We start from the raw sequence: 21,162 nt of genomic DNA on the forward strand, positions 1-21,162 counted from the left end.
ATGGCCGCGCTGCGCCGCCTGACCCCGCGCACGCTGTGGGGCCGCATGCTCGCACTGTACAGCACAACGCTGCTGTGCTTTCTCGTGCTGGGCCTGAGCGCCTACTACCACCTGCAATTCGTGCGCGAGATCGAGGATGTGCAGGACACGGCCGGCATGCTGGCCGAAGTGGCGTTGCAGGCCGTCGAGGACAGCGTCGTCGTCGGCGACTATGACACGGTGCAGCGCACGCTGGCCAAGACGCTGCACTACTCGCCGTTTCGTTCCGCCGCCTTCATCGACGTGGGCGGCCATGCGCTGCGCATGGCCGCGCCGCCACGCGACGGCGGTGCCCCGCCCCGCTTCATCGTCGACATGGTGGCGGACCGGTTGTACGACGTGAACCGCCCGATCACCGTGGGCGGCCGCGATTATGGCGTGATGCGGCTCACCTTCGACGATGCCGAGATCGCCCAGCGGCTGTGGCGCCTGATGCGCGATGCGGCATGGCTGGCGGCCGGCTGCGTGCTGCTGTCGCTGTTCGCGATGCATCGGCTGCTGCGCCGCTGGCTGCGCCAGTTGACGCGCTTGCAGCGCTACGAGGCGGACCTGTCGGCCGGCGTGGCCGAAGCCGCCGCCCGCACCGGCGACGCACCGCTGGAGATCGAGCAGGCGATGCGCGCCGTGGACCGCATCACGCACAGCATCCGCAGCCGCTTCGACGAGCGCATCGATACGTTGATCGACTCGCTGATCCAGCACAAGAGCGCGCTCGACGAGGCGTGCAGTGTGTGCGAGCTCGATCCGGCCGGCCGTATCGTTGCCGCCAACGACCGCTACGTGGCCGCTTCCGGCTACACGCGCGAGCAATTGCTGACGATGCCGATCGACCAGATCGGCGAACTGCTGGAGCCGCGGCGCCACGGCCTGCATGGCGCCTCCACGCTGACCTGCGAGGTGCGGCTGGTGGACCGTTCCGGGCGGCCGCACTGGCACCGGCGCACCGTGGTGCCGATCTTCGATGCCGCGCGCAACGTGGAGAAATACATCTGCATCGAGATCGACATCACCGACCGCCGCCGCAGCGAGCAGCTGGCGCTGGCCCATGCGCGCAAGCACGAACAGGCCGCCGCGTTCGCGCGCTGCGCCCTGGTGGAATCGGACTACGAGACGCTGTGCCGCCTGCTCGTGCGCGCGGCGGCCGTCGGCCTGCAGGCCGATTGCGCGGCGCTGCTGCAGCAGTCCGACAAGGGCACCACCTGCGTGGCGGTATGGCCGCCCCTTTACCCTGCCAGGGCGACACCTCGCGACAGCGCGGACCGCGCCGAGGTGGCGTTGCGCTGGGGCGACGCGCACGGCGTGCTGGCCGTACAGGGTGCGCATGACGAGGCGATCACCGACCACGACCGCCACTTCCTCGACAGCCTCGCCGGCACGTTCGCCAACGCCGTGGAGCGCCATGACAGCAGCACGCGACTGCGCTACCTGGCCACCCACGATCCGCTGACGGCGCTGCCGAACCGGACCGCGTTCGGCGACCGGCTGGAAAGCACGATCGCCGCCGGCAATGCGGTACAGCTGCTGATCATCGACCTGGATCACTTCAAGAACGTCAACGACACGCTGGGCCACGCGGCCGGCGATGCGCTGCTGGTCGAGGCGGCGCAACGGCTGGGTGCCGGGGTGCCGCCGCGCGCCTTCGTGGCCCGCCTGGGTGGCGACGAGTTCGCCGTGATCTGCCCGCCCGGCATGATGGACGACGGCGCCGATGCCTGCGCCGAAGCACTGGTGGACAGCCTGCACCGCCCGTTCCTGCTCGATGGCCGCGAAGTGTTCATCGGCGCCAGCATCGGCATTGCATGCGCGCCGCGCGACGGCCGCGCGGCCGAGGACCTGGTGCGCAATGCCGATACGGCCATGTATGCCGCCAAGCAGCACGGCCGCGCCCGCGGCTGCCGCTTCCGCAGCGAAATGAACGAGCGCGTGGCGCACCGCGTGGCACTCGAATCCGCGCTGCGCGGCGCGCTGGACCGGGGCGAATTCACCCTCGCGTACCAGCCCAAGCAGGACGTGGCGTCCGGCCGGCTGACGGGCTTCGAGGCGCTGCTGCGCTGGCATGGCCCGCTGGGCCACGTGCAGCCCGCCGAATTCGTGCCAGTGCTGGAAGACACGGGCCTGATCCTGCCGGTCGGCGCCTGGGTGATCCGCTCCGTGTGCGCGCAGGTGCGGGCCTGGCGCGATGCCGGCATGCCGCCGGTACCGGTGGCGATCAACCTGTCGGCCCGCCAGTTCCAGCAGGAAGACCTGGTCGATGCGATCCTCGCGGCGGCGCGCGACGCCGGCATCGCGCCGGACACGCTGGAGTTCGAACTCACGGAATCGATGCTGATGAGCGATCCGGCGGTGTCGGAAGGCATCCTGCTGCGGCTGAAGGCGGCCGGCATCGGGCTGTCGATCGACGATTTCGGTACCGGTTATTCGAGCCTGTCGTACCTGAAGCGCTTCCCGCTCGACGCGCTGAAGATCGACCGCGCGTTCGTGCGCGACCTGCCCGCCGACAGCGAAGACCTGGCGATCACCCGCGCCGTCATCGCGCTGGCGCACAGCCTGGGCTTGCGGGTGATCGCCGAAGGCGTCGAGGACACCGCCCAGCTGGCATCGCTGCGCGCCAACGGGTGCGACGAGATCCAGGGCTATCTGTATGGCGAGCCGCTGCCGGCCGAGGCGTGTTTTGCCATTTTTGCGGGGCGGGCGGTCGAGGAGACCGTGGCTTGACCGGTGGAAACAAGCGCGGTCATTTGCGGCAGGCTTCGGGAAAACCGGTGTCTGACACTATTTTTCTGCGAAAATAGTGTCAGACACCGCTGCTCGGCGGCCACAGGCTAGAACAGCAGCGCCTGCGGCGGTTCATCCTTTCCTGCCAGCGGCTCCGGCCCGGCGACCAGCAACCCGTCTTCCGGCAGCACCAGCATGCGCCGCGCCGCCTCGGCATCGCGGCAGCGCAGCCAGTCGTCCCACTGTTCGGGCGCCAGCGGCACGAGCGCGCGTTTTTCGTCGCCCGGGCGGTGGAAGCGCGACAGCAGCGGGTGCGCATCGGCGTTCACGGTCAGCTGCGTGAACGAACATACCCGCCGCCCGTCCGGTTCCTCCCATGCGCGCCACAGGCCGGCCACGGCCAGCGGCGCGCCGTCCGCGCGGCCGATCGACCAGCGCTGGTGCCGGCCGCTCTCGTAGTTCGGCTCGAACCAGCGCGCCATCGGCACCAGGCAAAAGCGAAAGCGCGCCCACGCGTCGCGGTAGCTGGCCAGTTCGGCCGCGGTCTCGCTGCGCGCGTTCATCGTCGAATAGGCCCGGCTGCCCGGCGCCAGGCGGTGCTGCGGCACCATGCCGTAGCTGCCCACGAGGCAGCGGCGGCCTTCCGGCGCCGCGATGATGATCGGCGCCGCATAGTCCTGCCACACTTCATCTTCCCATTCGCCACGCGGGGCGAATGGCACCCGCTGCTCCGTTGCGCCCCCTTGCGCGGCGAAGCGCGCCAGGCTGTCCCGTTTCACTGTCACATAGTTCACGCACATGCGCTGTCTCCCTCCCGGCCGCATGGTAGCAAAGATCATCGAAAATGGTGCCATGCATCATCGATTGCGCTACCAATTGCACTCGCATTTTTGCAAGTCGCTGTGGTACTGTTGCGGACCAACCTTATGATTGCGCAAACATGATCACTAAAAAAATACGGGGACTGCGCTGGTGGATGATCGGGCTGGTGATGCTGGGTGCGGTCATCAACTACCTGACCCGCAGCACGCTGGCCGTTGCCGCGCCCACGCTGCTCACAGAGCTGAACATCACCACGCAAGAGTATTCATACATCACGGCCGCCTTCCAGGGCGCGATCATGCTGCAGCCGCTGTGCGGCTACGTGCTGGACACGATCGGCCTGAAGTACGGGTTCGCCATGTTCGCCACGGCATGGTCGCTGATCTGCATGGCGCACGGCATGGCCACCAACTGGCAGACGCTGGCCTTCCTGCGCGGCCTGCTCGGCCTTGCGGAGGGGTCGGCCAATCCGGCCGGCATGAAGGCGGTCTCCGAATGGTTCCCCGCGAAGGAGCGCGGCCTGGCGGGCGGCATCTACAACATCGGCGCGTCGTTCGGCTCGATGCTGGCGCCGCCGCTCGTCGTGTGGGCGATCCTGCACTACAACTGGCAGTCGGCGTTCGTGATCACGGGTGCGCTGGGCCTCGTGTGGGTGGCGGCGTGGCTGCTGCTGTACGACGCGCCGGCGCGCCACCGCCGGCTGGCCGCCGCCGAGGCGGAGCACATCGCCGCCGGGCAGGAGCAGCACCTGCAGGGCGACGGCAAGCGCCCGTCCGTTGCCAGCATCCTCAAGCAGCGCAATTTCTGGGGCATCGCCCTGCCCCGCTTCCTGGCCGACCCGGCCTGGGGCACGCTGGCGTTCTGGGTGCCGCTGTACCTGACGACCGTGCGCGGCTTCGACCTGGCGCAGATCGCCATGTTTGCGTGGCTGCCATTCCTGGCAGCGGACCTGGGCTGCATGTTCGGGCCGATCGTCGTGCTGTGGCTGCAAAAGCGCGGGGTCCGGCTGATCAATGCGCGGCGCGGCGCGTTCACCGTGGGCGCCTGCATGATGATGGGCGTGGCCTTCGTCGGCTACGTGGAAAGCGCGTATGCCGCCATCGCCCTGCTGAGCCTGGCCGGTTTCGCGCACCAGACGCTGTCCGTCACCGTCATCACGATGTCGTCGGACCTGTTCCGCCGCAACGAGGTGGCCACCGTGGCCGGCATGTGCGGCACGTTCGGCAACCTGGGCCTGCTGATCTTCTCGCTGCTGATCGGCGGCATGATGGCCAGCGTGGGCTACACGCCGTTCTTCGTGAGCCTCGCGGTGCTCGACCTGGTGGCCGCCGTGCTGCTGTGGACCATCGTGCGCGAACCCGCGCCGCAACCGGCAGGCCCGGCCGCCTCAATCCTGCAAAAAACATGATCCAGAATCCCATCCTTCCCGGCTTCAATCCCGACCCGTCCATCGTGCGGGTCGGCGACGACTACTACATCGCCACCTCCACGTTCGAATGGTATCCGGGCGTGCAGATCCACCATTCGCGCGACCTGGTGAACTGGCGCCTGCTGGCACGCCCCCTGACGCGGGCCAGCCAGCTGGACATGCTGGGCGCGCCCGATTCCTGCGGCGTGTGGGCGCCCTGCCTGACCTACGCAGACGGCCTGTTCTGGCTGATCTATACGGACGTCAAGCGCTACGGCCGCACGTCGACCGGCGGGGCCAGCGGCAGCGCATCGCTGCGCGACTTCCACAATTACCTCGTGACCAGCCCCGCCATCGACGGGCCGTGGTCCGATCCCGTGTACCTGAACAGCAGCGGCTTCGATCCGTCGCTGTTCCATGACGACGACGGCCGCAAGTACCTGCTGAACCAGCTGTGGGACCACCGCCCGGGCGGCAACCGCTTCAACGGCATCGTGGCGCAGGAATACTCGGTGGCCGAAGGCCGGCTCGTCGGCCGCCGGGAAAACATCTTTCCCGGCACGGCGCACGGCCTGACCGAGGCGCCGCACCTGTACCGGCGCAACGGCTACTACTACCTGCTGACGGCGGAAGGCGGCACGGGATGGCACCACGGCGTGACGATGGCGCGCTCGCGCAGCCTGCTCGGGCCCTATGAACTGCATCCCGACGTCACCATCCTGACCTCGCGCAACCGCCCCGATGCGGCACTGCAGCGTGCCGGCCACGCCGACCTGGTGGACACGCCGGACGGCCGGACGTACATGGCCTATCTGTGCGGCCGCCCGCTGCGCAACCGCGGCACGTGCACGTTGGGGCGGGAGACAGCCCTGCAGCAGATGGCGTGGGGCGAGGATGGCTGGCTGCGCACGGTCGATGGCGATGCGCTGCCGGCGTTGACTGCCGACGCGCCCGGCCTGCCGGAGCACCCGTTCCCCGCCGCACCGGCGCGCGAGGAGTTCGATGGCGACGTGTTGCCGATCGATTTCCAGTGGCTGCGCAGCCCGTGGCCGGACGAGCTGTTCTCGCTGTCCGCGCGGCCGGGCCACCTGCGCCTGCACGGCCGCGAAAGCCTGGGCAGCACGTTCCGCCAGGCGCTGGTGGCGCGCCGCCAGCAGTCGCACTGCTACAGCGCGTCGACGGTCGTCGATTTCGCGCCGGAGCATTACCAGCAGCAGGCAGGCCTGGTGTGCTACTACAACGCATCGAAGTTCCACTACCTGTACATCACGCACGACGACGCCCACGGCCGGCACCTGCGCGTGATGAGCAGCCTGCCGAACCACGTGCAGACCGACAGCTTCACGGCACCCGTGCCGCTGCCGGCGAGCGGCCCGGTGCACCTGCGCGTGGAAGTGGACGAGGAGCGCCTGGTCTTCGGCTGGCGCATGATGGACAGCGGCGGCGACGGTGGCGCCGGCGAGTGGCAATGGCTGCCGCAGCAGTTCGATGCCGGTATTCTTTCCGACGAAGCGAACGCCCCCGGCCAGCCCAATTTCACGGGCGCCTTTGTCGGCATGGCATGCCAGGACATGTCCGGCGCCCGCCTGCACGCCGATTTCGACTGGTTCGCCTATCGCGGCCGGCCGTACTGCATCGATCCGAAGGGCTTGCCGTGCGATTGAGGTGACGGCGGGCCGGCATGCGCGCTGCTAGCGTGGCGTTCATGCCACCCGGCCGGCCTGTTGCGCGCATCCCGTGCCCTCGTCGAGCGCCCGACTCCGGTATAGTGACGACAGCCCATCGGCACACTGGAATCATGCTTAGCGGCAACTATCATCCTATTCTTGTCGGCCTCTCGATCGCCGTTGCGATCTTCGCGTCCTTCACGGGCCTGAGCCTGGCCGACCGCGTGCGCAGCGCGCATGGCATCGCGGCGGCCGGCTGGACGGCCGGCGGCGCGCTGGCGCTCGGCACCGGCATCTGGTCGATGCACTTCATCGGCATGCTGGCATTCCGCCTGCCGATTCCGGTCGGCTACGATCTCGGCATCACCGGCCTGTCGCTGCTGCTGCCCGTCGTGGTCACGGGGCTGGCGCTGTGGCAACTGCGCCACCGCGTGGTGTCCGCGCGCCGGCTCGGCAGCGCCGCCCTGCTGATGGGGCTCGGCATCGCGGGCATGCACTACACGGGCATGGCGGCCATGCGCATGTCGCCCGGCATCGTGTGGGATCCGCTCGCGATCGCCGCTTCCGTGCTGCTCGCGATCGGTGCCGCTGCCGGGGCGCTGTGGATTGCCTACCGCCTGCGCATGCGCACACCCAAGGCCACGCTGATCCAGGCCGCCGCCGCCGTGGTCATGGGCCTGGCCATCGCCGGCATGCACTACACCGGCATGGGCGCCGCCCATTTCCCGGCCGGCAGCGTGTGCCTGGCCGCGGCTTCCGGCGTGGATGGCGTACATCTGGCGATCCTCGTTGCCATCGGCACCGCCGGCATCCTGACGATCGCGCTGATCGTGGCCGTCTACGATGCCCGCCTCGAGTCGCGCACGCACGTGCTGGCGGCCTCGCTGGCCACGGCCGAGGAGCGCCGCACGCAATTCCAGACCGAGCACGAGGCGCGCCTGCAGGTGGAGCGGCTGTCGCACCTGAAGGACGAGTTCCTGGCCACGCTGTCGCACGAGCTGCGCACGCCGCTGAACGCGGTGCTGGGATGGGCCCAGCTGCTGCAGCAGGCCGGCAAGGACGACGCCACGCTGCAGCGCGGCCTGGCGGCGATCGAACGCAATGCCCGCGCCCAGGTGCAGATGATCGACGATCTGCTCGACATGAGCGCCATCGTGTCCGGCAAGGTGCAGGTCGAGACCGCGCCGGTCTGGCCGGCGGACTTCGTCACGGCGGCCGTCGACGCGATCCGGCCGATGGCGCTGGCGCGCCGCATCGCCGTCGCCACGGACATCGACCGCCAGGCGGGTCCCGTGCTGGCGGACGCGGCGCGGATGCAGCAGGTGATGGGCAACCTGCTGTCGAACGCCGTCAAATTCACCGAACCCGGCGGCCACGTCACGGTCACCGTGGCCGGGGCCATCGACGGCGCCGGCCAGGCGGTGATCCGCGTGGCCGACACGGGGGCCGGCATCGATGCCCTCTTCCTGCCGCACGTGTTCGAACGTTTCCGCCAGGCCGACGCCTCGCTGGCGCGGCAGCACGGCGGCCTGGGCCTCGGCCTGTCCATCGCGCGCCAGCTGGTAGAGCTGCAGGGCGGCACGATCCGCGCCGACAGCGCCGGCGCCGGGCGCGGTGCCGCGTTCACGGTGGCCCTGCCGCTTTCAACGTTCGCCGCGCCGCGCAGCGCGGGTGCACCGGCCGCGCTGCAGTCCGTGGACCTGGGCGGTGCCGTGATCGTGGCGGTGGACGACCAGCCCGATTCACTGGACGTGCTCAAGCGCTCGCTCGTGGCGGCCAATGCGCGCGTCTACACGGCGGGCAGCGGCATCGGCGCCCTGAACCTGGTGGCCAGCGTGCGCCCTGCCCTGCTGATCAGCGACATCAGCATGCCCGGCATGGATGGTTTCGAACTGCTGCGCAAGGTACGCGCGCTGCCAAACTGCCGTGCGTTGCCAGCGCTGGCGCTGACGGCACTGGCCGGCGCGCGGGAGCGGGAACGGGCTATCGCGGCGGGGTACACGGACCATTTGCCGAAGCCGGTCGGGCCCGCGACGCTGGTCAATGCGGCGGCGGAATTGCTGGGGTTGCGGGAGAAGGCGTGAGCGGCGCGTGTTATGACCACGAGCGCTTAACAAATCCTGCGCTTGTCCTGGAGGGAACAACCGCGCATGCTTTGGCAATGCGACCGGCTCGCTTTCGGCCAGAAGCGGTCCTAGCCAAATATAATTCCGAATTCTGGCAGCTTAAAGGCGTTCGGGACTGGAGGTGGTGCTCACGCTGGTGGCTTCGTTTTCCGGGCCGATGAGTCTGCCATGGCTGCGCGGATGAATGTCGAGACTTTCAACTGGATCTCGGCCCAGTCCTTGAGGTGAATGCGCTGGTAATGAACCCGCAGGAATGCGTTCGGCAGCTCGGGAACGAAAAACAGCTGCGTACAGTCCGGCGTTCGCAATAGACCGCCGGCGGCGACGAGCTGATGGGCCTCCGGGGTGCCAGGGTCGGGATCACGGTCCGGTGAGCATCTGATCAGTGTGTCCGACGTACCAAAAAGCACCAATACGTCCCCATCGCCGAACGGAGAGCTTGCGCCCTCGCGCAAGCTGGTTCGTTCGAGGCCGAACTTGCTACTGTTCGGCACATGCTTGACCCGGTATTCGTCCAGCAGGCGCTGGAGATATTGCCGGCGTTCGATAGCATCCAGCATGCCGGAGGGGGCGATCGATGCCGACAGCTTATTCCTGTACCGTGTGCGTGGTGGCAAAGATGCCTGTTCTTGAAATGGCCCCATCGACGGCCAGTCGAACCTCAATCTCACCACATCGTGTGTGCGGGCATCCGTGTACGTTCCGCGATCCTCTTCCGGCAAGAAGCTGGGCGCGACCGCGATGGATGTACCGCGCACATTGATGATCAGCTCGTGCACGGTTGCTGGTGCCTGCTTTCGCTCGCCGGAATTGGCGAGCGAAAGCAGGGCAAGGACAGCGGCGCCGACCGCCAGCATTGCCAAAGATTTGCGCGAGTGCATCCGTCAGCGGCTTTCCATGTGGAGTGAAAAGTCCAGCGGATGGCGCGGCGTAGGCTCCATCCTGCGGATTCGGAAGGCCCGTGCAGCGTCTAATTCCCGCTGCAGATCCACTGGTGCCGCCGCGCCGACCCACAGCATCTGCGTGTAGTTGTCATACTTCATTTCCTGCCACCCTTTACTGTCGCGATGCCAGTCGCCGATTTATTTGGGTCCGAATATGCCTGCCGCGTGTCTTGAAGGTACATGTGCGTCAGTGACGTCACCGCGCCTAACCACTTCAATTGAGGCGTGAATTCATACGCCGCGCCCGTCGTCATCTGGTTTGCAAAGGTCGTCGACAGCTGAGCGAACTTGTTTGGACGCATCATATCAGCGAATACCCGCTCCGCGCCCGGGTCGTTGCCACTGGTCAAGTACGGCTCCAGAGGAATGAAGGCGGTCCACGCCTCCCTGTCCAATCCGATTATCTTGAAGTTGACGACGTGGGAGTCATAGATGTCCCTGACCGGTAGATCGAGGGCAAGATGCACCGTGCTATCGTTTTTCGAGTAATTGAGACGACGTGCGAAGTCATCCTAGATCGGTCCCACGCCGAATTCGTTCCACTTTTCCTCAGTGATGGTAGCCCCCAGTTCAGAGGCGCGCAGATTGGCGTAGCTGTTCGCGACGAACCCGGCAAGCGTATCGTTCCTGACCACTCCCAGCGCGAGTTGGCCGTAAGTGACGCCTTTCGAGGCCAGGTAATTCCAGTATCGTTCGCGATCGCCTGCGCCGGCATAGCCCTCCAGTACTTCCACCGCGCCGCGGATTTCCGCGATCTGGGCCGCTTTCACTTCGGGCGCCAGCTTCTTGCCGGTGATGTACACCGTCGGGATATCCGGATCGATGTCGTTGCTGCCGCCCTCGGTACGGTAGCGAGGTCCGACCAGGGGGCTGACCTCTTCGGCGAGCGCACTGCCGTCGAGACCTGCCATCCGCAGGTAGTTCTCTCGCCCTCGAGAATGCTGTCGAGATCGAGCCCTCCGTAGGGAGTCATCGCGGATCCCCCGCCATGGATCCCCTGTGCAGTAGCGCGCCGGGTTGCGAACGGGGCTGTCCCGGCATACTGTTCCGCGATCGCATTGCCTATCGCATTCCCGAACGCATCCGTCGCATTCTTTACCATGTCGACTTTTCCGCCGCGGACGATGGCCGCTGCAGTACCGGAAGCCATGCCCGTCAATGCGCCCGTGGCCACGGCGGCGGCTGTGCCAAAGAACCCGTTTGCCATGGCATGCCCCCTCCACATCAGGACAGCATGCCACAACTGCTTCATTGATTTTGTCTACACCCTCTAAGCCGCCATCTGCACATTATTCCGGCCGCGGCGTTTCGCCACATACAGTGCCGCATCGGCGGCGCGAACCAGCGCATCGCCGTCCAGCCCGAAAATCGGATGGCTGGCAACGCCGAACGAGGCGGTGACTTGCGGGATTTCACGCCCGCCATGCTCGATGCGGACGGACTCGATCGCCTTGCGGATCATCTCCGCCCGTTCCATCGCCATGCCTTCGGCACAGTCGGGCAGCACCACGATCATTTCCTCGCCGCCGTAGCGGCAAACGATGTCCGCCTTGCGCACCGCCGCCTTCGTGGCCGCGGCGACAGCCTTCAGGACCACGTCGCCCGCGTCATGGCCGAAGGTATCGTTCAGCCGCTTGAAGTGGTCGATGTCGAACATGATCACCGAAAGGGGTGCGCGATTTCGCACGCTGCGCGAGAGCTCGCGTTTCAAGGACTCTTCGAGGAACCTGCGGTTGTACAGGTCGGTCAGCGGATCGATGATCGACTGCTCGCGCAATGCCTCCCGCAGGCGGACATTGGACAAGGCCAGCGACACCTGTTCCGCCAGCACGCTGACCAGCTCGCGGTGCAGCGCAATATTCCTGTCCGGCAGCTGGTCGACCTTCACGGACATCAATCCGAGTACCGCGCCCTGCGTCACCATCGGGATGCAGAGGTGGTGCCTGCGCGGCTCGCCATGCAGGTGGTCGCAGCACAGGTCGGTCTCGACGTGGTGGGCATGGGGCCGGCCGAAGCGAAGCGCCCAGCAATCTTCCGACGAGATGACGGAACGTGCCGCATCGCCGCCCCAGCTTGCCAGGGGCTCCAGCACGTCGTTCGAATCGCGGTACAGGTAGAGCGTGCCGGACACGTTCGGCAACAAGGCCGTCAGGCACGGCGTGAGGACCGCCGAGGTGCCATCGAGCGTCTGGATCGAGTCGAGCGCCTGCAACAGCCGGGCACTGCCCGACATCATCGCGTTGCGCGTTTCCGCCAGCGTAATCGCCTCTTTCAGCTGGTCGGCGGCGTGCGCGCGGTCGCGGAACAGCCGCCGGACATTGAAGGCTGCCACGCCGAGCAGCAGCGCATTGAACAGTCCCGCGAAGGCGCTGGAATACGCCACCTGCGCCGACCCGTCGATCAGGGTTTTCCTGGCGAGATTGCGCCGCTCGGCCATCAGCGTAATCTGCTTGCCGATGAGCACCCGCAGTTTGTCCATTTGCGCCTTGCCGAGCGCGGTCGATGCGTACAGGCTGTCCGGCGCCGCGCCAAAATTCTTGCGCGCGGCAATGCTGTCGGCAGCGTTCGCCAATTTGGCATCCGTCAGCTCGATGATCTGGCGAATCGCCTCGCGCTCCCGGGCGTCCAGCGCGCCCTTCACGAGGTCGCGTTTCAGCGATGGGATTTCCAGGACTGCCGCCGTGTACGGTTCCAGGAAGGCATCCATGCCGCTCAGTGCAAACCCCCTCTGCCCGGACTCCACATCCCGCAGCATGCCGAGGAGATCCGTGTACGCGGTCTGGCGGTCTGCCGCAAGCTTGAGCAGCGGTACACCTTCGCTGACGCGACTGTTGATGAAAAACGGAATGGCAGTAACGAGGAGGGAAACCACTACTGCGATGATGGCGATATTTCGAACGCGTGCTTCAGCCGGCATAACAAATCTGCATGACTAGGAAGTCTTGGCCTAGTGTCGAGGAAACTGCGGGGGCAAGGCAGGTACCGGAATGTAACACGATCAGGGAAACTATCACTGCGATAGCTTTTCTATCGATGCATGAACGTTGCAACAAGACAACAAAATCGGGCGATCCTGCACGATCGACCAAACATCCACAGCCGGGCTTGGGCCAGGCATCGGCACCACATGCATGCGTCACTGGTTCAAGATCTGGATTAAGCCTGGGTACTGCGTCGGACTTGGCGGGACACCAGAAAGCCACGGTACGGCGGTAGCGTCCATGACCGCGCCACGGCCATGCGCTACCGGCCGCGGCGTCGAGCGCCCTGCCGGAACAATGCGGGATCGTTGGGCATGCACTTTCCATATGCTGTCAACAGTGCGCGGTCGCCCGCCCTCTGCAGCACCACGGTGCAAGTAAAGACGTCGCCGATCCAGTCCGGCCGGACACTGGGCAGGGCGGTGTCGGCATTGAACCGGATGCGGACTTCAGCCTTGGTGAGGTCGTCTGCCCGCAGGTCTTTTTTCGCCAGGGCCCGCTCGAGGAACTCCGCATAACGCGCCGTGACGTACAGCGCACTGCATCTTGCCGGCATCGCAGTGCGGCTCAACAGGTCGAGCGTGACACAGTACGGCGCCTCCCGGACTTCCTTGTAAAGCATGCCGAGCGCCCAGAATCCGTCCACCTCGTTGCATCGGGAGTAAAACGAGCTCAGCAGGCCTGCGGCCACGTGATTCAAACGGTTGCGTATCGCCATGGTGGTCCTGGGTAGAAGCAGTCGGTTCCGGTTGCAGCCGGAAGCGGCGTATCGGTGCGGCGGCTTCCAAGCCGAACCGGATTGTTTTCGACACGCTCCGACGGTACCTGAAAAAGCCAGCGCCATCAATCCGGGCGGAAAGCCGTCCTAGACCCGCAGCGCCGCGGCCGGCACAGCCCGCATCGCCAGCCACGCATGGCGCGCCGCGGCAGCCAGCGCAACGGCAGCCGTCGCGGCCAGCGCGCACGGCAGCGCCCACTGCCCGGCCGGCGCGCGCTCCACGTAGCCGGCCAGGTAGCGTTCGATCACCAGCGCGGCAACCGGCAAGCCGGCGACGGCGCCCAGCACGGCCAGCGCGCCGGTTTCGCGCAGTACCAGCAGCCCGACGGCACTGCCCGGCGCGCCATGCAGCTTGCGCAGCACGATCTCCTTTGCGCGCCGCTGCACCGTGTGGGCCGACAGGGTATAGCAGCCGGCGGCGGCGAACGCCAGCGCGACGCCGGCCGCGATGGCCAGCAGGCGGGCCAGGCGCGCGTCGTCGGCATAGTTCCGTTCCAGCACGGCGCCTGCGGGCGCGATGCGTGGCAGCGCGTCGGGGAACCAGCGCGGCCACAGCTGGCGCACCAGCGCATCCACGCGCGCCGCGGGCAAGCCCGAACGCACGGTCAGCGTGGAGCCGCCGGTGGACAGTTCGAACGCGATGGGACGCGGCGCCTCGCGCAGCGACTGGAAGCGCAGCGGCGGTGCGATGCCGATCACGCGGCGCGGCGACACCTTGCCATCCCAGTCGCGGAACAGCACCGTCTGGCCCAGCACCTGCCCCGCGTCCGGGAAGCCCAGCGCGCGAGCGGCCACCTCGTTCAGCACCAGCGGATGCGGATCGTCGTCGCGGTCCAGGCGCGGATCGAACAGCCGGCCGGCGCGGGCGCGGATGCCGTACAGCGTGAAGAAGTTCGCTCCTACCCAGCGCACCTCGAGCGTCATGCCCTGCCCGCCCGGCTTCTGGTAGGTGCGGCCGAGCGTGTCTTCGCTGCGGCCCACCGCGTCCAGCGAGACGGTCACGCCGTCGATGCCCGGCTGCGCCGCGATCGCCGCCATCAGGCCGCGTGCCTTGTCGGAAAAGCGTACCTGCTCGGGCAGGTCGACCAATGTCAGCGGCCGCGGGTCGAAGCCGGGAGATGCCTGCGCCGCGTAGCGCGCCTGCCAGGCGATCGCCAGCGCGACGCCGGCCACACCCATCGCCACGGCCAGCTGCAATACCGTCAGCACCCGACGGGCTCGCGCGGCGCCGCGCGATTCCGTGTCGGGCTTGCCGGACAGGGCCCGGTCGGGCCGCACCCGCAGCGCCAGCCATGCCGGGTACGCGGCGGCCGCGCAACCCAGCGCGATGCCCGCTGCCAGCACGCCCGACAGGTGGCCAGGCTCGAACATGCCGGGCATGTCGCGCCCGGCCAGCGCGGCGAATGCCGGCTGCGCGAGCCACGCCAGCAGCAGGCCGACCGTCGTCGCGGCCAGCGTCACCATCAACGCCTCGGCCACGCACTGCGCGGCGATATCGCGTGCCCGGGCACCCAGTACCTTGCGCACGGCGAGTTCGCGCTGCCGGCGCAGGACGCGCATGGCGGCCAGGTTCACGTAGTTGGCGCCGGCCAGCGCAAGGATCAGCAGCGCCACCGCACCCAGGCCCGCCACCAGGGCCGGATTGACGCGCTCGCCGGCACTCCACAGGAAGTTGCTGCCCAGTTCATGGTCGAAGTAAGCGCCGCGCAGCGACGCCAGCCCCAGCTCCAGCGGCGGACGGCCCGCCAGCCGGGCGATCACGTCCGGTGCATGGCGCTGCGTGCGCGGCAGGTGGTCGACGGCGGCCTGCAGCGCGCCAGCGACGGCCTCGGGCGAGATGCCGGGCGCGAGCCGCAGCAGCACCTTGCCGGGCCAGCCTTCCCGCCCGGTCAGCATCTCTTCGCGGACCGCCGGATCGACGATGGCGCTGGCCACGCCGGTCAGCGCATCGAACGGCAGCGTGGTCGGCCCTGCCTGGGGCACCAGCACCGCGGCCACGCGCAGCACCTGCCCTTCGGCCCGAAGGGTGCGGCCAACGGCATCGGCCATGCCGAACAGGCGCAGCGCCGTGGCCTGTGTCAACACGATGCCGTCCGGGCGCGCCAGCGCCGCTTCCACGTCGCCATCGATGGCGCGCAGGCCCATCATGCCGGCAAAACCGGGCAGCACCGTCAATCCCTGCAGTGGCACGAGCCGGTTGCCGGCGCGGGCCATCAAGCCTTTCAGCTCCGGGCGCAGCGGCACGAGCACGGTGGCGCCGGCCACGCCGGGGATGGCCGCCGCCATGCGCGCCAATCCCATCGGCGCCTGGTCGTACCAGGGCGCCTGCGTGGCGGTGTTGTCGCGCTGCTTCACGAGATACAGTCCTTCGGGCAGGTGCGCGTTCACGCGCAGGGCATGGCCCACGAAACCACTCAGCAGCGTGAACACGGCAAGACCGAGCGCCAGGGCGCCCGTGGCGAACACCGTTTGCCATGGGTTCGCGGCAAGGGTGCGCCAGACGGCCCGCAGGACAGGGAATCCAGAGCGCAAGTTCGGTTTCGACATAGTGCGCGCGCTCATTGGCCGCGCTCCAGTTCGGTTACGGTCATCCATCCCTCCACTGTAGCAATGAAATGATGGAATATGTGCAACTTGCATGCCAGGGCTGGCAACGGGGCAGCGCGGCCGTTCGGCGTCACCGGCACGGTCACGGGCGGCCGGAACCGGCCAGGCGCTGTCCGGTTCCGGACAGTTACAGGCAGTCGCGCTGCTGCAGCGCGCGCGCCACCTCGACGAGGATCGAACGCGTCAGGGGCGCGTCGTGATGTTCGTCGCGCGTGGCTTCCGTGAGCAGGCGCGCCGCCGCGCGCGCGTTCAGCTCGGGCGATACCGATTTCAGGACGCGACCGACCAGTTCGCAGGCTTCCAGCACGGCGTCGATATCCACCATGTCCAGTCCGAGCTTGATGTGCGGCGTGGCGCCGCTGGCGTGTTGTTTGTCCATGGTGCGCTTCATCGTGTGCCCTGGCGCCATTTAACCAACAGTCGCAGCGCCGTTACGTCAGCACACTTCCCACGCGCGTGTCAGCCTGCGCCGCATGCTAAGCCGGGTTCAGCAGCGCACCCGCGCTGTGGACGACCCGTTCCAGCAAGGCTTCGTCGCAGGGCAGCCAGGGCACCGCAAGCAGGCGCTTGCTGTCCTTGCCCGAGGCCGGTTTCAGGGCCAGCTCGATCGGCGTGCCGCCGCGCACCACGCGGCCGTGCGCATGCTGACATGGGCGCCACCGGCATGCACCTGGCAACCCTCGATGGACACGCTGCCCGCGGCGATCTGCCTGTGCAGCAGGCGTTCCTGCATCAGACCGGCGCGTTCGAGCAGTTCAAGCTGCCAGGGTCAGGGTGCCAAGCGGTCCTCGCCCGCGTAGCAGGTAAAGCGGTCTCCCCTGGCAAAGGCCAGCAGCACCAGCCCCGCCCCGGCAGCCATGCGCACGGCCGCCGCCGTGGGTGCCGAGACGCCGACGATGCCGACGGCGCCGGCCATCGCCGCCTTCTGCACCATTTCGACGCTGACGCGGCTGGTGACGAGGACAAAACCATCGCCGCCGCGCAACGACGGGTCGCGGGCCAGCGCACCGGCCACCTTGTCGAGCGCGTTGTGGCGGCCCACGTCCTCGCGCACCACGGCGAGGTGGCCCCCCATGTCGCACCATGCTGCCGCGTGCGTGGCGCCGGTCAGCTGATTCAATACCTGCCGCGCCGGCAATGCGGCCAGCGCGGCGCGCACCGCCTGCCCCGTGAGGACGGCTTCGCGCGCGGCCTGCGGCAGCGTTCGATAGACCTGGTCGAGGCTGTCCACGCCGCACAGGCCGCAGCCCGTGCGGCCGGCCAGCGAGCGGCGGCGTTCCTTCAGCGCGACGAATGCCCGGCTGGCGATGTCCAGCTGCACGGCCACGCCGGCCGGGCCCGCCTCGATATCGATGCCGTAGCACTCGCCCGGATGGTCGATCAGCGCCTCCGTCAGCGAAAAACCGAGCGCGAAGTCTTCCAGGTCTTGCGGCGTGGCCATCATCACCGCATGCGAGATGCCGTTGTAGACGAGTGCCACCGGCACCTCGTCGGCCAGCACATCCTCGGCCTGCTCCGCCGCGCCATCGCGCACGCGCAGCACACCGCGCCGCTCCGTGGCAGGAGGCGGCTCCTGCCCAAAAGCGGTGGGACAAGTGGCAGCGGCTTCGTCGACCATGGCAATGCTCTCTTTCGCAATGAGGCGCACATGATGCCACAGCCACCGGTTACCCGCCGGGCCATCAACCTGCAGGCAGCGATGCCGGAAGTTTCCTGAAACCGGGGTCAGACCCCGAATTTAAGAAACATTTCTCGAAACCGGGGTCTGACCCCGGTTTTAGGCAATAGTCAGCGGGATAATAATGAGAATTATTCTCAATTTATTTCATGATCTTTTGAATAAGATCAAGCACTTTGGTCAAACATTTTGTCGTTTTTTGATAAGGGATAACACGTACTTCAGCGTTTCACCCCTTGTTCGATTGAGTTTCGCTGCGAAAATACTTTCTTCGCGGTGATAACATTCATTGGCGAAAGAAATAAACTCCTTACAGAGGATCTTATGAACCAGATGTCAAGGCGCCAGTTCCTGAAGGTAACTGGCGCAACCATCGCGGGTTCGAGCATCGCGGCGCTCGGCTTCATGCCGGCAACGGCCATGGCCGAAGTCCGGCAATACAAGCTGGCGCGCACGACCGAAACCCGCAATACCTGCCCCTACTGCTCCGTCGGTTGCGGCTTGCTGATGTACGGCCTGGGCGATGGCTCGAAGAACGCCGCCGCCAGCATCATCCACATCGAGGGCGACGCCGACCACCCGGTCAATCGCGGCACGCTGTGCCCGAAAGGCGCCAGCCTGATCGACTTCATCCATTCGCCGAACCGCCTGAAGGAGCCGGAATACCGGGCACCGGGCGGCACCGAATGGCAGAAGATCTCGTGGAGCGACGCGCTCGACCGCATCGCCAAGCTGATGAAGGAAGACCGCGACGCGAACTTCATCGAGAAGAACGCGGATGGCGTGACCGTCAACCGCTGGCTGACGACCGGCTTCCTGGCTGCCTCGGCCGCCAGCAACGAAGTCGGCTACCTCACCCACAAGACTGTACGCAGTCTCGGGATGCTCGCATTCGATAACCAGGCGCGTGTTTGACACGGTCCGACGGTGGCAGGTCTTGCCCCGACGTTTGGCCGTGGTGCGATGACGAATCACTGGGTCGACATTAAAAATGCCGACGTGATTCTGGTTATGGGCGGCAATGCCGCCGAAGCGCATCCTTGTGGTTTTAAATGGGTTACCGAAGCCAAGGCACATAACAAGGCCAAGCTGGTGGTGGTGGACCCGCGGTTTACCCGTACTGCGTCCGTGGCGGACTACTATGTGGCCACGCGTACCGGCACGGACATCGTGTTCCTCGGCGCGATCGCCAACTGGCTGATCACGAACGACAAGATCCAACACGAATACGTCCGCAATTACACGGACATGTCGTTCATCGTGCGCGAAGACTTCGCGTTCGACGACGGCATCTATTCGGGCTACGACGAGCAGGCCGGCAAGTACACGGACAAGTCGAGCTGGAACTACGAGATCGGCGAGGATGGCTACGCCAAGGTCGACCCGACCCTGCAGCATCCGCGCTGCGTGTACCAGCTGATGAAGAAGCACTACGCCCGCTATACGCCCGAGATGGTGCAGAAGGTGTGCGGCGTGTCGCCCGAACAGTTCCACAAGGTTGCCGAGACGCTCGCGTCCACGGCGGTGCCGGGTCGCGCCGGTACCATCCTGTACGCACTGGGCTGGACGCACCACTCCACCGGCGCGCAGACCATCCGCATGGGCGCGATGGTCCAGCTGCTGCTGGGTAACATCGGTATCGCCGGCGGCGGCATGAACGCGCTGCGCGGCCACTCGAACATCCAGGGCCTGACCGACCTGGGCCTGATGTCGAACCTGCTGCCGGGCTACATGACGCTGCCGTTCGACGCGGAACAGGATTTCGACAAGTACATCGATGCGCGGGCACCGAAGCCGCTGCGTCCGAACCAGCTGTCCTACTGGAGCAACTACAAGAAGTTCCACGTGAGCTTCATGAAGACCTGGTGGGGCGATGCCGCGACCGAGGAAAACAACTGGGCGTTCGACTACCTGCCGAAGCTGGACAAGCCGTACGACCTGCTGCAGACGATCGAGCTGATGCACCAGGGCAAAATGACCGGCTACTTCTGCCAGGGCTTCAACGTGCTGGCGTCCGCGCCGAACAAGCAGAAGGTCACCGAGGCGCTGGCCAAGCTGAAGTACCTGGTCGTCATGGACCCGCTGGCCATCGAGACGGGCGAATTCTGGAAATCGCATGGCGAATTCCATGATGTCGACCCGACCAAGATCCAGACGGAAGTGTTCCGCCTGCCGACGGCGATCTTCGCCGAGGAACGCGGTTCGCTGGTGAGCTCGTCGCGCGTGCTGCAGTGGCACTGGCAAGGCGCCGAACCGCCGGGCCAGGCCAAGGGCGACATCGAGATCATGTCCGGCCTGTTCCTGCGCCTGCGCAAGCTGTACCAGACCGAGGGCGGCAAGTTCCCCGACCCGATCCTGAACCTGACGTGGCCGTACGCGCAGCCCGCCCATCCGACGCCGGAAGAACTGGCGATGGAATTCAACGGCAAGGCGCTGAAGGACATCACCGATCCGAAGGATCCGACGAAGGTGCTGCTGAAGAAAGGCGAGCAGCTGGCTTCCTTCTCGCAGCTGAAGGACGACGGTTCCACGGCGTCGGGCTGCTGGATCTTCGCCGGCAGCTGGACGGCCGCGGGCAACCAGATGGGCCGCCGCGACAATTCCGACCCGACCGGCATCGGCAATACGCTGGGCTGGGCGTGGGCATGGCCGGCGAACCGCCGCGTGCTGTACAACCGCGCCTCCTGCGACACGCAAGGCAAACCGTTCGACCCGACCCGGAAACTGGTCGGCTGGAACGGCACCACGTGGAGCGGCGCGGACGTGCCGGACTTCAAGCTGGACGAAGACCCGGCGAACGGCATGAACCCGTTCATCATGAATGCCGAAGGCGTGGCGCGTTTCTTCGCCCGCGGCCAGATGAACGAAGGCCCGTTCCCCGAGCACTACGAGCCGTTCGAGAATCCGCTGGGCTACAACCCGATGCACCCGAAGAACCCGAAGGCGACCAGCAACCCCGGCGCGCGCGTGTTCCCGGGCGACCGGGCGCAGATGGGCACGCACAAGGACTTCCCGCACGTGGCCACGACCTATCGCCTGACCGAGCACTTCCACTTCTGGACCAAGCACGCCCGCCTGAACGCGATCGCGCAGCCGGAACAGTTCGTGGAAATCGGCGAGGCGCTGGCGAAGGAAATCGGCGTGGTGGCTGGCCAGAAAGTGAAGGTGTCGAGCAAGCGCGGCGTGATCGTGGCGAAAGCCGTCGTCACCAAGCGGATCAAGGCACTGACCATCGAAGGCAAGACCACGCACACGGTCGGCATCCCGCTGCACTTCGGATTCAAGGGCCTGACGAAGCCGGGCTATCTCACCAACACGCTGACACCCGTCGTGGGCGATGGCAATTCCCAGACACCGGAATTCAAGTCGTTCCTGGTGAAGGTCGAGAAAGCGTAAG

General features: G+C 66.7%; 15 protein-coding genes. 5 read left to right on the plus strand and 10 right to left on the minus strand.

The features are described 5' to 3' along the window. A complete protein-coding gene (locus tag ACY65G_RS10855) occupies positions 1-2,754 on the plus strand; it encodes a putative bifunctional diguanylate cyclase/phosphodiesterase (RefSeq protein WP_464997363.1) in 2,754 nt (917 codons plus the stop codon). Between the two features lie 107 nt (positions 2,755-2,861). Here the strand turns inward: ACY65G_RS10855 and ACY65G_RS10860 are convergent, their stop codons facing one another. Continuing rightward, positions 2,862-3,554, minus strand: a complete 693-nt coding sequence (locus ACY65G_RS10860; protein WP_464997364.1) for an SOS response-associated peptidase — start codon at positions 3,552-3,554, stop codon at positions 2,862-2,864. Positions 3,555-3,694: 140 nt separating this feature from the next. Between ACY65G_RS10860 and ACY65G_RS10865 the strand changes: the two genes are divergently transcribed. The 3 genes from ACY65G_RS10865 to ACY65G_RS10875 all read left to right on the plus strand — a co-directional run bounded on the left by ACY65G_RS10865 (position 3,695) and on the right by ACY65G_RS10875 (position 8,735). Further along, the gene (locus tag ACY65G_RS10865) at positions 3,695-4,984 is read left to right on the plus strand and encodes an MFS transporter (protein WP_464997365.1); all 1,290 of its coding nucleotides are present in this window, start codon (positions 3,695-3,697) and stop codon (positions 4,982-4,984) included. Beyond that, positions 4,981-6,648 carry a glycoside hydrolase family 43 protein gene (locus ACY65G_RS10870; RefSeq protein ID WP_464997366.1) on the plus strand — a complete coding sequence of 556 codons (1,668 nt, stop codon included), beginning with the start codon at positions 4,981-4,983 and terminating at the stop codon, positions 6,646-6,648. The genes ACY65G_RS10865 and ACY65G_RS10870 overlap by 4 nt, the downstream gene beginning before the upstream one ends. 134 nt (positions 6,649-6,782) lie before the next feature. Continuing rightward, positions 6,783-8,735, plus strand: coding sequence for an MHYT domain-containing protein (locus ACY65G_RS10875; RefSeq protein WP_464997367.1), 1,953 nt, complete (start codon positions 6,783-6,785; stop codon positions 8,733-8,735). Between the two features lie 170 nt (positions 8,736-8,905). Here ACY65G_RS10875 and ACY65G_RS10880 read toward each other — a convergent pair whose 3' ends face one another. From ACY65G_RS10880 to fdhD, 9 genes are all read right to left on the minus strand, one after another. Beyond that, positions 8,906-9,658, minus strand: a complete 753-nt coding sequence (locus tag ACY65G_RS10880) for a hypothetical protein (protein ID WP_464997368.1) — start codon at positions 9,656-9,658, stop codon at positions 8,906-8,908. A gap of 158 nt (positions 9,659-9,816) precedes the next feature. Next, positions 9,817-10,188: a hypothetical protein gene (locus tag ACY65G_RS10885; RefSeq protein ID WP_464997369.1), complete on the minus strand. Its 372-nt coding sequence runs from the start codon at positions 10,186-10,188 to the stop codon at positions 9,817-9,819. A gap of 45 nt (positions 10,189-10,233) precedes the next feature. Then, positions 10,234-10,632 carry a hypothetical protein gene (locus ACY65G_RS10890; protein WP_464997370.1) on the minus strand — a complete coding sequence of 133 codons (399 nt, stop codon included), beginning with the start codon at positions 10,630-10,632 and terminating at the stop codon, positions 10,234-10,236. Positions 10,633-10,991: 359 nt separating this feature from the next. Continuing rightward, the gene (locus ACY65G_RS10895; protein WP_464997371.1) at positions 10,992-12,638 is read right to left on the minus strand and encodes a sensor domain-containing diguanylate cyclase; all 1,647 of its coding nucleotides are present in this window, start codon (positions 12,636-12,638) and stop codon (positions 10,992-10,994) included. A gap of 326 nt (positions 12,639-12,964) precedes the next feature. Further along, the gene (locus ACY65G_RS10900) at positions 12,965-13,420 is read right to left on the minus strand and encodes a hypothetical protein (RefSeq protein WP_464997372.1); all 456 of its coding nucleotides are present in this window, start codon (positions 13,418-13,420) and stop codon (positions 12,965-12,967) included. Positions 13,421-13,567: 147 nt separating this feature from the next. Continuing rightward, complete coding sequence (locus ACY65G_RS10905; protein ID WP_464997373.1) at positions 13,568-16,042, minus strand: FtsX-like permease family protein; 2,475 nt, start codon at positions 16,040-16,042, stop codon at positions 13,568-13,570. 172 nt (positions 16,043-16,214) lie between these two features. Beyond that, on the minus strand, positions 16,215-16,466 hold the full coding sequence (locus ACY65G_RS10910) for a hypothetical protein (RefSeq protein WP_464997374.1): 252 nt from the start codon (positions 16,464-16,466) through the stop codon (positions 16,215-16,217). Between the two features lie 97 nt (positions 16,467-16,563). Then, positions 16,564-16,764, minus strand: a complete 201-nt coding sequence (locus tag ACY65G_RS10915) for a hypothetical protein (RefSeq protein ID WP_464997375.1) — start codon at positions 16,762-16,764, stop codon at positions 16,564-16,566. A gap of 92 nt (positions 16,765-16,856) precedes the next feature. Next, the gene (gene fdhD, locus ACY65G_RS10920) at positions 16,857-17,705 is read right to left on the minus strand and encodes a formate dehydrogenase accessory sulfurtransferase FdhD (RefSeq protein WP_464997376.1); all 849 of its coding nucleotides are present in this window, start codon (positions 17,703-17,705) and stop codon (positions 16,857-16,859) included. A 384-nt stretch (positions 17,706-18,089) separates the two neighbouring features. Between fdhD and fdnG the strand changes: the two genes are divergently transcribed. Then, on the plus strand, positions 18,090-21,161 hold the full coding sequence (fdnG, locus tag ACY65G_RS10925) for a formate dehydrogenase-N subunit alpha (protein WP_464997377.1): 3,072 nt from the start codon (positions 18,090-18,092) through the stop codon (positions 21,159-21,161). Position 21,162 lies beyond the last annotated feature (1 nt).

The sequence above is a fragment of the Pseudoduganella sp. jia 12 genome (assembly GCF_055502675.1).